This window comes from Pseudomonas sp. KB-10, assembly GCF_018221585.1.
In the GTDB taxonomy this organism is placed as follows: Bacteria; Pseudomonadota; Gammaproteobacteria; order Pseudomonadales; family Pseudomonadaceae; genus Aquipseudomonas; species Aquipseudomonas yangonensis.
The window spans coordinates 240,027-252,985 of sequence record NZ_QYYB01000007.1 but is presented as its reverse complement, the minus strand read 5'-3'; the positions used below and the strand labels follow the sequence as shown (position 1 = coordinate 252,985).

Sequence of the window (12,959 nt, the reverse complement as noted above, 5' to 3'; positions counted from 1 at the left end):
AGGCAAATGAGTTTTTATGAGTAAGCAGAACATGCCCAGCGACGAGCTGGTCAAGATCGCCGTGGCGGCGCTGGAAGAGATCAAGGCGACCGACATCACCGTGATCGACGTCAAGGACAAGACCAGCATCACCGATTTCATGGTGATCGCCAGCGGTAGCTCCAGCCGTCAGGTCAAGTCGCTGGTGGAAAACGTGCTGGAAAAGGTCAAGGAGCAGGGCGTACGCCCCATCGGTAGCGAAGGTCTGGACAGCGGCGAATGGGCCCTGCTCGACCTGGGCGACATCGTCGTCCACGTGATGCTGCCGACCGCGCGTCAGTTCTATGATCTGGAGCGCCTGTGGCAGGGCGCCGAGCAGAGCCGCGCCCAGCACTCGGCCGAGTAAGCGCTAGCCGTGCGAATCAAACTGATCGCTGTCGGTTCGCGCATGCCGCGTTGGGTCGAGGAGGGCTGGCAGGAGTACGTCAAGCGCCTGCCGGCCGAGCTGCCGCTGGAGCTGGTGGAAATTCCCCTCAATACCCGCGGCAAGAACGCCGATGTCGCCCGCCTGATCCGTCAGGAGGGCGAGGCCATGCTGAGCAAGGTGCAGCCCGGCGAACGTATCGTCACGCTGGAGGTCCATGGCAAGCCATGGAGCACCGAGCAACTGGCGACGGAGCTCGATCGCTGGCGTCTCGACGCGCGTAACGTCAACCTCATGGTCGGCGGTCCGGAAGGGCTGGCGCCGGAGGTCTGCGCGCGCAGCGAACAGCGCTGGTCGCTGTCGCCGCTGACCCTGCCGCATCCGCTGGTGCGCATCCTGCTTGGCGAGCAGATCTACCGAGCCTGGACCGTCTTGTCCGGTCACCCGTACCACAAGTGATCACCTAGTCATGCCGCAGCCGATTCGCCTCAAGGATCACGAAAAGGACGCTCGTCTGGTCAAGCGCCGGGTGCTCGTCGGCGGCGTGGCGATCATCCTGCTGACCTGCGTGCTGATCATGCGCATGTACTACCTGCAGGTGATCCAGTACGAGCATCACAGCACCCTGGCGGAGAACAACCGCATCCACGTGCAGCCGATCCCGCCGACCCGTGGGCTGATCTTCGACCGCAACGGCGTGATCATCGCCGACAACCGCCCCAGTTTCAGCCTGACCGTGACCCGCGAGCGTGCCGGTGACTGGCTCAGCGTGCTCGATACCGTGGTCGAGGTGCTGGAGCTTACCGAGGACGAGCGCGCGCTGTTCGAACGCCGCGTGCGCCAGGGGCGGCGCCCGTTCGAGCCGGTACCGATCCTGTTCGAGCTCTCCGAGGAGCAGATCGCCCGCATCGCGGTCAACCAGTTCCGCCTGCCCGGCGTCGAGGTGGCCGCGCAGCTGGTACGGCATTACCCACAGCAGGAGCACTTCGCTCATTCGGTCGGCTATGTCGGGCGCATCAACGAGCAGGAGCTCAAGCGTCTCGATCCGACCGACTACGCCGGCACCCACCATATCGGCAAGACCGGTATCGAGCGCTTCTACGAAGACGAGCTGCACGGCGAAGTCGGCTATGAAGAGGTCGAGACCAATGCCCGTGGCCGTGTACTGCGCGTGCTCAATCGCATCGATCCGAAACCGGGCAAGGACATCGTCCTGAGCCTCGACGTGCACCTTCAGGAGGCCGCGGAGAACGCCCTGGGCGGTCGCCGTGGCGCGGTGGTGGCCATCGATCCGAACAACGGCGAAGTGTTGGCGATGGTCAGCCAGCCCAGCTTCGACCCCAACCCCTTCGTCACCGGTATCAGCTTCAAGGCCTATGGCGAGTTGCGCGACTCCATCGATCAGCCGTTGTACAACCGGGTACTGCGCGGTCTTTACCCGCCTGGCTCGACCATCAAGCCGATGGTTGCCGTGGCCGGCCTGGATGCCGGCGTGGTCACGCCCACCTCACGGGTGTTCGACCCTGGCTTCTATCAGCTGCCCAACCACAGCCACAAGTACCGCAACTGGAACCGTACCGGTGACGGCTGGGTGGATCTGAACCTGGCCATCGCCCGTTCCAACGACACCTATTTCTACGATCTGGCGCACAAGATGGGCGTCGATCGCATGCACGACTACATGAGCCGCTTCGGCCTCGGTCAGCGTGTGGCGTTGGACATGTTCGAGGAAACCGCTGGTCTGATGCCTTCGCGCGACTGGAAGCGGGCGCGCTATCGCCAGCCCTGGTATCCGGGCGAGACGCTGATTCTCGGCATCGGCCAGGGCTATATGCAGACCACGCCGCTGCAGCTGGCGCAGGCCACCGCGTTGATGGCCACGCGCGGCAAGTGGATCCGCCCGCACCTGGCCAAGAGCGTCGACGGTCGTCTGCCTGTAGACCCCAACCCGATGCCGGACATCGTGCTGCGCGACCCGAAATTCTGGGAGTACGGCATTCACGGCATGGAAGAGGTATTGCACGGCGCTCGCGGCACCGCACGCAAGGTCGGTGACAGCGCGGTCTACCGCATCGCCGGCAAGAGCGGTACGGCGCAGGTGGTGGCGATCAAGCAGGGCGAGAAATACGACCGCAACAAGGTGCAGGAACGCCACCGCGACCACGCCCTGTTCGTCGGTTTTGCACCGGCGAACAACCCGCAGATTGCCATCGCGGTGATGGTCGAGAACGGCGAGTCCGGCTCTGGCGTCGCCGCGCCAGTGGTCAAGCAGGTCATGGACGCCTGGCTGCTGGACAAGGAAACCGGTCAGCTCAAGGCCGAGTTCGCGATGCCCAAGCCTGCCGAGGTCAGCCAGCGATGATAAGCAATTTCGACCGTACCCTGTCCGACGAGGACGTACTGCGCCGGCGCGCCAGCCTGCTGCAGCGCCTGCATATCGATGGCTGGCTGCTGTTGCTGCTGCTAATTCTCGGCACCGGCAGCCTGTTCATCCTCTATTCGGCCAGCGGCAAGAACATCGACCTGTTGCTCAGGCAGGCCTCCTCTTTCGGCATCGGCATGCTCGCGGTGGTGGTGATCGCCCAGTTCGACCCGCGCTTCATGGCGCGCTGGGTGCCGCTGGCCTACGTGATAGGCGTGGTGCTGCTGGTAGTGGTTGAGGTGATGGGCCACACCGCGATGGGCGCGACGCGCTGGATCAACATACCTGGGGTGATCCGCTTCCAGCCCTCGGAACTGATGAAGATCATCATGCCGATGACCATCGCCTGGTACATGGCGCGACACAACCTGCCGCCGCGTTTCAAGCATCTGGTCGTCAGCCTGGCGATGATCGGCGTGCCGGTGGTGCTGATCGCCAAGCAGCCGGATCTGGGTACTTCGTTGCTGATCCTCGCCTCGGGGGCCTTTGTGGTCTTCATGGCCGGTCTGCAATGGCGCTGGATTTTCGGTGCGGTAGCCGCCGTAGTGCCGGTTGCGGTGGGCATGTGGTTCTTCCTCATGCACGACTACCAGAAGCGCCGCGTGCTGACCTTTCTCAACCCGGAAAGCGATCCGTTGGGGGCGGGTTGGAACATCATCCAGTCAAAGGCTGCGATCGGTTCCGGCGGCGTGCTCGGCAAGGGTTGGTTGCTGGGCACTCAGTCGCACCTGGATTTTTTGCCGGAAAGCCATACGGACTTTATCATTGCCGTGCTCGCGGAGGAGTTCGGCCTGGTTGGCGTCTGTCTGTTGTTGCTGCTCTATCTGCTGCTGCTGGCGCGCGGCCTGGTGATCACCGCCCAGGCGCAGACGCTGTTCGGCAAGCTGCTGGCCGGGGCGCTGACCATGACCTTCTTCGTCTACGTATTCGTCAACATCGGCATGGTCAGCGGGCTGCTGCCGGTGGTTGGGGTGCCGCTTCCGTTCATTAGCTATGGCGGAACCCACCTGGTCACGCTGTTGTCAGGCTTCGGGATATTGATGGCGATCCACACCCACAGAAAGTGGATCGCTCAGGTTTGATTTGGGGGTTTTGAGTCAATGCATTCTCTGCGCAGTTGGGCCGCTCGTACGTTCATCGGAGTCGGCATCGCCGGCATGCTCGGAAGCGGCGCCCAGGCGTTGGCGGCCGACTATCAGAACTCGCCGCAGGTGACCGAGTTCGTCGAGGAAATGACCCGTGACTACGGTTTCGCCAGCGAGCAGTTGTACGCGCTTTTCGCTGATGTCGAGCGCAAGCAGGCGATTCTCGATGCCATTTCGCGTCCGGCAGAGAAGGTCAAACCCTGGAAGGAATACCGGCCGATCTTCATAACCGACAAGCGCATCGCCCAGGGCGTGGAGTTCTGGAACAAGAACCAGGCTGCGTTGCAGAAGGCCGAGGCCGAGTATGGCGTACCACCGCAATTCATCGTCGCCATCATCGGCGTAGAAACCTTCTACGGCGGCAATACCGGTAGCTGGCGGGTGATGGACGCATTGTCGACCCTGGCCTTCGATTATCCGCCGCGCGCGCCGTTCTTCCGTAAGGAGCTGCGCGAGTTTCTCATGCTGACCCGCGAGGAGCAGGTCGATCCGCTTTCGCTCAAGGGCTCCTATGCCGGTGCGATGGGCCTGCCGCAGTTCATGCCGAGCAGCTTCCGCGCCTACGCCGTGGACTTCGATGGCGACGGCCACATCAACATCTGGAGCAACCCGACCGATGCCATCGGCAGCGTTGCCAGCTATTTCAAACGCCACGGCTGGCAGGCCGGCGGGCAGGTGGCCAGTCGCGTCGAGGTCAGCGGAGCACGCGTCGACGAAGGCCTGACTCAGGGCCTGGACCCGGTGAAGAATGTCGCCGAACTGCGCGAACTGGGCTGGAAGAGCCGGGACAAGCTGGCCGAAGACGTACCGGTGACGGCGTTTCGTCTGGAAGGTGCCGAAGGCGACGAATACTGGTTCGGTTTGCCCAACTTCTACACCATCACCCGCTACAATCGCAGCGTGATGTATGCCATGGCGGTCAACCAACTGGCCGAGCTACTGGTCGAAGCACGGGGTAATCGATGAGTGCGTCCAAACTGCTGCCGCTGGCAGCCTGCGTAACGGCAGCGCTGTTGCTGGCGAGCTGCTCTTCCAACCGGGCACCGCAACCTGCGGTGACGCCCGGTCAGTCGGCCGGTATCTCCGGCCCGGATGATTTCAACCGTCCGCATCGCGATGGCGCGCCCTGGTGGGATGTCGATGTCTCGAAGATCCAGGACGCCATTCCCATGCCGCACTACGGGCCGGTCAAGGCCAGCCCCTACGTGGTATTCGGTAAGCAGTACTACCCGATCCAGGATGCCCGTCGCTATCAGGCGGTCGGCCCCGCTTCCTGGTACGGCACCAAGTTCCACGGCCAGGCCACGGCCAACGGTGAGACCTACGACCTGTACGGCATGACTGCGGCGCACAAGACCCTGCCGCTACCCAGCTACGTGCGCGTGACCAACCTGGAGAACGGCAAGGTGGTGATCCTGCGGGTCAACGACCGTGGGCCGTTCTACTCCGACCGGATCATCGACCTGTCCTTCGCTGCGGCGAAGAAGCTGGGCTATGCCGAGAAGGGCACGGCGCGGGTCAAGGTCGAAGGCATCGACCCTCACGAGTGGTGGGCGCAGCAGGGCCGCCCGGTGCCGCTGGTACTGGCCAACAATCAGCCGGCCAAGGCCGCCGTTGCCAAGCCCGTCGCACAGCCTGCACCGCAGGTCGTCGAGCAGTACGCGCCGCCACCTGCCCAGCACGCCGCTGCGGTGGTGCCGGTGCAGATCGACGCAAAAAAAAACGATTCACTCGGAGCCTCTGGCCTGTATCTCCAGGTGGGAGCCTTCGCCAATCCGGACGCTGCGGAGCTGCTCAAGTCCAAGCTGACCCAGACCAGCAGTGTGCCGGTGTTCATCAGCTCAGTGGTACGCGACCAGCAGATTCTGCATCGGGTCCGAATGGGGCCGATCAGCAATCAGGGCGAGGCTGAGCAGCTGCAGAGCAGCGTGCGCCTGGCCAACCTCGGTCAGCCCACGCTGGTCCGCGCCGACTGATGGCAACTTAACCGGCTTTTGCCGGACTAATCCGAGGCTTGCCTGGTGGCGAGTCGAAAGATGGCCCCTCGGGGCCGTACAACCCATGCAACGACTTTCGAGAGACGGATGAACATCACCAGCTTCGTGCAACGTGCTTCACTGGTTCTTACCCTTCTGGCTGCGCCACTCGCCATGGCCAACCAGCAGGTGGTGCCTGCGGCGCCGCAACTGGCCGCCAAATCCTACGTTCTGATGGACGCCGCCAGCGGCAATGTCCTGGTCGAGAACAACGCTGACGAGCGCCTGCCACCAGCGAGCCTGACCAAGCTGATGACCGCCTACATCGCCACGTTGGAAATCCGCAATGGCAAGATCGGCGAACAGGATCTGGTAACCATCAGCGAGCACGCCTGGCGTACCGGCGGTGCCGCTTCCGGTGGTTCCACCATGTTCCTGCCGGTGAACAGCCAGGCCACGGTCGACGACCTGCTGCACGGCATCATCATCCAGTCCGGCAACGATGCGAGCATTGCCATCGCCGAATACATCGCCGGCAGCGAAGACGCCTTCGCCGACATGATGAACGCCACTGCCGAGCGCCTGGGCATGAAGAACAGCCACTTCATGAACGCCACTGGCCTGCCGCATCCCGAGCACTACTCCAGCGCCCATGACATGGCGATCCTGGCCCGCGCGATCATCAACGAAGACGCCGAGCACTACGCGATCTATTCGCAGAAGGAATTTCTCTGGAACAACATCAAGCAACCCAACCGCAACCTGCTGCTGTGGCGTGACCGCACTGTCGACGGTCTGAAGACCGGGCACACCTCCGAGGCCGGCTACTGCCTGGTGGCCTCGGCGGTGCGTGATGGCGCACGCATGATCACCTCGGTATTCGGTACCGACAGCGAGCAGGCCCGTGCTGCGGAAACCCAGAAACTGCTGACCTACGGCTTCCGCTTCTTCGAAAGCCGCACCTTCTATCAGAAAGGGACCGAGCTGGCTCAGGCCACTGTCTGGAAGGGCGCCGCGAACCAGGTCAAGGCCGGTCTGGCCGAAGACCTGACCATGACCCTGCCCAAGGGCCAGCTGGAAAAGCTGCAGGCCAGCATGACGCTCAACCCGCAGCTAGTCGCGCCGATCCAGCAGGGCGACGTGATCGGCAAGGTCGAAGTCAAACTGGGTGACGAGGTGGTGCGCAGCACCGATCTGGTGGCCCTGCAGTCTGTAGAAGAAGGTGGCCTGCTGCGCCGTCTGTGGGACAGCATCCGCCTGTTCTTCTTCGGTCTGTTCAACTGACCGCAGACGTCGGCAGCGACCCTGGTTGTCGCTGAGCATTGAAAACGGCGGAGCAGGGCCCATTTACCTCTGGTAGAGGGCGCTGCTTCGCCGTTTCATTCAACCTGTTTGCAGGTTGCTGCGCCCTGTGCTGACCGCCTCGTCGAGGCGCCTGACTTATCCAGTCCGCTCCAATCCGGGGCGGCCCTTTCTGGACGGGCCATAAGCCCGCTGATGACATGACCGATAGCGACGTTCAACCACCCAAAATCGAATTCCCCTGCGAGCGTTACCCGATCAAGGTAATAGGCACTGCCGGTGACGGTTTCTCCGATCTGGTGATCGAAGTGATCCAGCGTCACGCCCCGGACCTGGATGCCTCGACCCTGGTAATGCGCGACAGCCGCAATGGCAACTTTCTGTCGGTGCAGGTGCTGATCACTGCGACCAGCGTCGAGCAACTGCAGGCGATTCACGTCGACCTGCGGGCCACCGGCCGCGTGCACATGGTGCTGTGATCCTCATGCCCGAGCTTGTCGTGCGTCATCTGGGGCTGGTCGAGTACCAGCCCACCCTGGAAAGCATGCGCCAGTTGACGCGCGAGCGTGACGAGCAGACGGCGGACGAGATCTGGCTGCTGCAGCACCCCAAGGTGTTCACCCAGGGCCAGGCCGGCAAGGCCGAGCACCTGCTGGCGCCGGGCGACATTCCGGTGGTGCAGGTCGAGCGCGGCGGCCAGGTGACCTATCACGGCCCTGGCCAGCTGGTGGCCTACCTGATGCTCGATCTGCGCCGCCTCGATCTCGGCGTGCGCGAACTGGTCACCGCCATGGAACAGAGCCTGGTCGATCTGCTGGCCGGCTACGGTATCGAGGCTGCGCCGAAGGCCGATGCGCCGGGCGTGTACGTGGCAGGCGACAAGATTGCGTCCCTGGGCCTGCGTGTCAGCCGTGGCTGCTCCTTCCACGGCCTGGCGCTGAACGTCGATATGGACATGACGCCCTTCCTGCGCATCAATCCGTGCGGCTATGCCGGACTGAAGATGGTGCAGATGCGCGATCTGCTGTCAGCGCCGCCTGAGTTCGACGAGGTGGCGCAACGCCTGGAACAGGCCCTGCGCCAGAGGCTGGGATATCGGTAAAGCATTAGGCTGAAAAGCAGAAAGGGGCGCCATGGCGCCCCTTTCTTTTATCCAGATATAGCCTATAGCCGTCAGTTCAGGTTCAGTGCCGGAATCAGGCTGGCGTTGACTTCCTGGCCCGGCACCGGAACCGGAGCGGCGAGGCCCAGGTTGTTCTTCTCGAACACACGGTCGGCGCGGTAGCTGGAGCGCACCAGCGGGCCGGCGGCGACTTCCATGAAGCCTTTCTCCAGGCCGATGTCGCGCAGGCGGTTGAACTCTTCAGGGCTTACCCAGCGCTGCACCTTGAGGTGGTTGCGGGTGGGTTGCAGGTACTGACCGAGGGTGAGGATGTCCACGCCGATGGCGCGCAGGTCATCCATGGTCTCGATGATTTCTTCATCGGTTTCGCCAAGTCCCAGCATCAGACTGGTCTTGGTCAGCACGTCCGGACGGTGCTTCTTGGCGTGTTCGAGCACCTTGAGGGTCTTCTCGTAGCCGGCACGCGGGTCACGGACTACGTGGGTGAGGCGTTTGACCGTCTCGACGTTCTGCGCGAAGACTTCCAGACCCGAATCGACGACACGCTCGATAGCCTGATGATCGCCATCGAAGTCCGGGGTCAGGGCTTCGACCACCACTTGCGGTGTGTTTTCCTTGATCGCGCGTACGCAGGCCGCGTAGTGGCCGGCACCGCCGTCTTCCAGATCGTCGCGGTCCACCGAGGTGAGCACGATGTAACGCAGGGCCATCAGCTCCACCGACTTGGCGGTGTTCTGCGGCTCTTCCAGATCCAGCCAGCCATTGGGGTTACCGGTGTCCACGGCGCAGAAGCGGCAGGCGCGAGTGCACACCGAACCCATCAGCATGATGGTGGCGGTACCGTTGGACCAGCATTCGCCCATGTTCGGACAATGCGATTCCTGGCACACGGTGCTCAGGCGGTGCTCGCCGACGTTGCGCTTGACCGCCTCGAAACGGCTGCCACCCGGGGCCTTGACCCGCAACCACTTGGGCTTGGGCTCGAAAACCTGGGGTTCGGCCGAGGCGCGGCGCTTCTGACCATCCTTGATCGCGGTGATGCCTTGGGCGGTGCGGAATTTTTCGCCGCTGGCGACGGATTTGGGCGAGGAAGTGTCGGACATCGGAAATCTGGGCTCCGGTAGAGGCTCCGTGGGCAGGTGGCTTTTGGCCGCCCGCCAGTCTACCACAGAAGGTGTATGCAGACGCTGAGGCCACCTGTCGACAAACGCATCGGCGAGGCGGCTGCTGTCAGCAGCGCCCGGTCTCAGCGAGCGCGCAACTGTTGCAACAGCTCGGTCGTCGGGTAGCCATCGGCAGGCCAGTTCAGCTGCAACTGCAGGGCGCGGATGGCCTTGCGCGTATTGGCGCCGATGATGCCGTCAGCCGGGCCGGGATCGAATCCCGCCCTGGTCAGCAGTTCCTGCAGTTCAACGCGTTCGCTGCGGCCCAGCTGGCGCTCGCCGCGTGGCCACTGTCCTTTGACTTCGCTTGGACGCAGCAGGTTATCGGCCAGCAGGCCGATGGCCAGTGCGTAGGAGGTGGAGTTGTTGTACTTGAGAATGCTGCGGAAATTGTCCAGCAACAGGAAGGCCGGGCCACGATGGCCGGCGGGCAGCTGCAGGCTGGCGCGGGCATTGGCGGCTGCACCGGTGGGCGCTAACGGGCGCACGCCCAGCTCGGCCCACTCGGCCAGGCTGCGGCGCTGTTCCGGGTCGGCCAGCGAATAATCGAAGCCGTTCGGCAGGCTCACTTCGAAGCCCCAGGGCTGGCCGCGCTGCCAGCCGGATGCCTGCAGGTAATGAGCAGCCGAAGCCAGGGCATCGGTCGAGGAGCCCCACAGATCGCGCTTGCCGTCACCGTCGAAATCCACTGCATGCTGGTTGTAGGTGGTCGGCATGAACTGGGTCTGGCCCATGGCGCCGGCCCAGGAGCCAATCATGCGTTCGCTGGTGATGTCGCCGTTCTGCAGGATTTGCAGCGCGGCCAGCAACTGCACGCGCCAGAAGCCCTGGCGGCGGCCATCGTAGGCCAGCGTCGCGAGGGAGCGAATCACGCTGTGGCTACCGATGTTGTTGCCGAAATTGCTTTCCAGACCCCAGATGGCCACCAGGATCGGAGCTTCCACGCCGTACTGCTGCTCGATGCGTTGCAGCACCAGGCTGTGCTGCGCCAGCAACACCCGGCCGCGACCGATACGGCTCGAGGAAACAGCGCCGTCGAGATATTCCCACACCGGGCGGGTGAATTCGGGCTGGCTGCTGTCGGCCTTGAGCACCGCCGGGTCAGGAGTAACGCCGGCGAATACGCGATCGAACAGCGCGGCGTCGATACCGGCGGCAATCGCTTCGTTGCGCAGCGCCTGTCGCCAGTCGGCGAAACTGGCCAGCGGTTCTTCGACTGTGGTCTGGGCCGCAGCCGGGGGTGTTGCGGTAGGCAGGTTTTCCGCCGGGGCCTGGGCGCAGGCCGCCAGCAGCAGGAGAGGAAGCAGGGCCAGGGCGCGACGCGGAAGCTGGTGTGGCATGTCTATCTCAAGGCGTTTAAGCAGGCTGCTACCTTAGCATGCCCGCGCCGGATTCTGGGCTACCAGCGTAGCGAAGAAGCCCATAAAGCAAGAAGCCTCCCAATTGTGGGAGGCTTCACGGCGGTAGCTGCCTTTGCCTTTCTGTGGCCGTTCCTGACGGGAGCGAAACAGGGGCTGGGCGACGATGGATTTGGCCTTGTTCGGCCGTTTGCCGGCTTTCTTGCTCATGGCGTTTCCTCATGCGAACTGGCCTGCGCCAATGCAGACGGCGCGGACTATGCGCCGCTGTACGGAAAATGTCCAGATTGCGGTCTGAATGGGGCTACATGGAAGCAGGCAGCAACAATTACAGGCGCAGGCGCTGTCCGGCCAACTGCAGGGTCAGCATGGCCAGGTCGCTCCACGGATCACCAGGGGCCTGGCCCTTGATCTGCGCGTCGATCAGCTGCGCCTGCTGCAGCAACTGGCCCCAGCGCTTGGCGCTATGGCGTTGCAGGGCTTTGGAGACCAGTGGCCTGCGTTTGTCCCAGACCGGCGGGCGGGCGCTGGAAAAGGCTTTGTCGAGCGGGACGCCCTGGCTGTACTGATGGGCGATGCTGGCCAGCAGGCGAATCTCGCGCGCCAGCGCCCAGAGGATCACTGGCGTTTCCACGCCTTCGCCACGCAGCCCCTCGAGCATGCGCAGGGCATGTGCAGCGTCGCCGCCCAGTGCGCAGTCGATCAGACCGAATACGTCGAAGCGGGCGCTGTCGGCAACGGCGGCCTGAACGGTTTCGGCATCGACCTGGTTGCCCTCGGCAAGCAGCTTGAGCTTTTCCACTTCCTGAGCAGCGGCCAGCAGGTTGCCTTCCACCCGGGCGGCGATCATTTCCACCGCATCCGCGCTGGCATTCAGGCCGGCCTGAGCCAGGCGCTGACGAATCCACTGCGGCAACTGGTTGGCATCCACCGGCCAGATCTGGATGAACTGGCTCGCCTGGCCGTCGATCAACGCCTTGGCCCATTTGGATTTCTGCGTGCTGCCGTCCAGCTTGGGCAAGCTCAGCAACAGAACGGTGTCTTCCGGCGGGCGGGCCAGGTATTCCAGCAGCGCTGCGGCACCCTTGTCGCCTGGCTTGCCTGAGGGCAGGCGCAGCTCCAGCAGGCGCTTCTCGGCGAACAGCGAGAGACTGGCGCCGGCCTGCAACAGGTTGCCCCAGTCGAAGTTGGCCTCGGCATTGAACACCTGGCGTTCGCCGAAACCCTGCTGCCGGCAGGCGTTGCGGATGGCGTCAGCGCTTTCCTGGCAGAGCAGCGGTTCGTCACCGCTGATCGCATAGACAGGTGCAAGCGAGCCTTGCAGGTGTTTGCCGAGCTGGGCGGGAGCGAGCTTCATCGAGGCGAGGTCATGAGGCGGGTGGCGAGGGCCGCAGGCGCGGCCCCGGTGCCTTACTGGATTGGCAGTTCGATCGGCGACTGCTGCGGCGCGACCTGGCTCTCACGAGCGCGGCGAGCCGCTTCCAGCGCTTCGGCTTCCGCCTTGGCGCGGGCTTCTGCAGTCTGCTGCAGCTGGTCGAGCTGGGCCGGGGTGATCTGCTGCAGGCTCTGGGTGAGCTGCTGGATCATCTCGCGACGCAGTTCGCTGCGCAGTTGCGCAGCCTCCTGGTCGGAGCCGGCCAGGTTGTTGTCATCCTGCTGGTAGTAGTTCTGTACCTCCACCTTGTTGCCGGTCAGCAACAGGTTCTGCGCGCCGCGGATCTCGTAGTCCAGCGCCATGGTCAGTTCGTACTCGGCGGTACGAGCGCCGCTGCTGTAGCTGGCGCTGCGACGATTTTCGGTTTCACGAGTGATCACCAGCTTGTAAGGCGCGCCGGCGTAAACGCGAACATCGTTGTCCTCCAGCACTTCACGTACCTGCTGCACGGTGTCGCCATAGGCGTCGCGCGCGGTGACGTCGAGCTCCTTGAGGGCGAACTGCACATCGCCGGTGCCACGCAGCTGGAAGCCACAGGCGCTGAGCAGGCCGGCCAGGCCGATGACCAGCAGATTCCGTTTCATCATTCTCATATCCCCTTGGCGGATCACGGCGCCACACATGTGTGGCGC

At 63.7% G+C, this 12,959-nt stretch carries 13 protein-coding genes and 1 pseudogene; 9 read left to right on the top strand and 5 right to left on the bottom strand.

Annotated elements, in window-relative coordinates:
- Nucleotides 1-31 precede the first annotated feature (31 nt).
- From rsfS to lipB, 9 genes are all read left to right on the top strand, one after another.
- Nucleotides 32-385, top strand: a complete 354-nt coding sequence (rsfS, locus tag DXK50_RS19495) for a ribosome silencing factor (protein WP_026042034.1) — start codon at nucleotides 32-34, stop codon at nucleotides 383-385.
- A gap of 9 nt (nucleotides 386-394) precedes the next feature.
- Nucleotides 395-862 carry a 23S rRNA (pseudouridine(1915)-N(3))-methyltransferase RlmH gene (gene rlmH / locus DXK50_RS19490; RefSeq protein WP_161867455.1) on the top strand — a complete coding sequence of 156 codons (468 nt, stop codon included), beginning with the start codon at nucleotides 395-397 and terminating at the stop codon, nucleotides 860-862.
- Between the two features lie 10 nt (nucleotides 863-872).
- Nucleotides 873-2,765: a penicillin-binding protein 2 gene (mrdA, locus tag DXK50_RS19485; protein WP_161867456.1), complete on the top strand. Its 1,893-nt coding sequence runs from the start codon at nucleotides 873-875 to the stop codon at nucleotides 2,763-2,765.
- A 38-nt stretch (nucleotides 2,766-2,803) separates the two neighbouring features.
- Nucleotides 2,804-3,907: a rod shape-determining protein RodA gene (gene rodA / locus DXK50_RS19480; protein ID WP_178101898.1), complete on the top strand. Its 1,104-nt coding sequence runs from the start codon at nucleotides 2,804-2,806 to the stop codon at nucleotides 3,905-3,907.
- Nucleotides 3,908-3,925: 18 nt separating this feature from the next.
- The gene (gene mltB, locus DXK50_RS19475; protein ID WP_212631472.1) at nucleotides 3,926-4,936 is read left to right on the top strand and encodes a lytic murein transglycosylase B; all 1,011 of its coding nucleotides are present in this window, start codon (nucleotides 3,926-3,928) and stop codon (nucleotides 4,934-4,936) included.
- Complete coding sequence (locus DXK50_RS19470; RefSeq protein ID WP_161867459.1) at nucleotides 4,933-5,946, top strand: septal ring lytic transglycosylase RlpA family protein; 1,014 nt, start codon at nucleotides 4,933-4,935, stop codon at nucleotides 5,944-5,946. Before mltB ends, DXK50_RS19470 begins: the two co-directional genes overlap by 4 nt.
- Nucleotides 5,947-6,054: 108 nt before the next feature.
- Nucleotides 6,055-7,230, top strand: coding sequence for a D-alanyl-D-alanine carboxypeptidase family protein (locus DXK50_RS19465; RefSeq protein WP_161867460.1), 1,176 nt, complete (start codon nucleotides 6,055-6,057; stop codon nucleotides 7,228-7,230).
- A 218-nt stretch (nucleotides 7,231-7,448) separates the two neighbouring features.
- The gene (locus tag DXK50_RS19460; protein ID WP_161867461.1) at nucleotides 7,449-7,727 is read left to right on the top strand and encodes a DUF493 domain-containing protein; all 279 of its coding nucleotides are present in this window, start codon (nucleotides 7,449-7,451) and stop codon (nucleotides 7,725-7,727) included.
- Between the two features lie 5 nt (nucleotides 7,728-7,732).
- The gene (gene lipB / locus DXK50_RS19455; protein WP_212631471.1) at nucleotides 7,733-8,350 is read left to right on the top strand and encodes a lipoyl(octanoyl) transferase LipB; all 618 of its coding nucleotides are present in this window, start codon (nucleotides 7,733-7,735) and stop codon (nucleotides 8,348-8,350) included.
- Between the two features lie 71 nt (nucleotides 8,351-8,421).
- Here lipB and lipA read toward each other — a convergent pair whose 3' ends face one another.
- From lipA to DXK50_RS19430, 5 genes and pseudogenes are all read right to left on the bottom strand, one after another.
- Nucleotides 8,422-9,474 (bottom strand): lipoyl synthase, encoded by a 1,053-nt coding sequence (gene lipA / locus DXK50_RS19450; protein WP_161867463.1) that lies wholly within the window; start codon nucleotides 9,472-9,474, stop codon nucleotides 8,422-8,424.
- Nucleotides 9,475-9,617: 143 nt separating this feature from the next.
- Entirely contained in the window at nucleotides 9,618-10,874 is a 1,257-nt protein-coding gene (locus DXK50_RS19445; protein WP_161867464.1) for a lytic murein transglycosylase, read from the bottom strand.
- Between the two features lie 81 nt (nucleotides 10,875-10,955).
- Nucleotides 10,956-11,102: pseudogene (arfA, locus tag DXK50_RS19440) on the bottom strand (alternative ribosome rescue factor ArfA); the annotation flags it as partial.
- Between the two features lie 118 nt (nucleotides 11,103-11,220).
- Nucleotides 11,221-12,249, bottom strand: a complete 1,029-nt coding sequence (gene holA, locus DXK50_RS19435) for a DNA polymerase III subunit delta (RefSeq protein ID WP_161867466.1) — start codon at nucleotides 12,247-12,249, stop codon at nucleotides 11,221-11,223.
- A 53-nt stretch (nucleotides 12,250-12,302) separates the two neighbouring features.
- On the bottom strand, nucleotides 12,303-12,914 hold the full coding sequence (locus DXK50_RS19430; protein ID WP_178101896.1) for an LPS-assembly lipoprotein LptE: 612 nt from the start codon (nucleotides 12,912-12,914) through the stop codon (nucleotides 12,303-12,305).
- Nucleotides 12,915-12,959 lie beyond the last annotated feature (45 nt).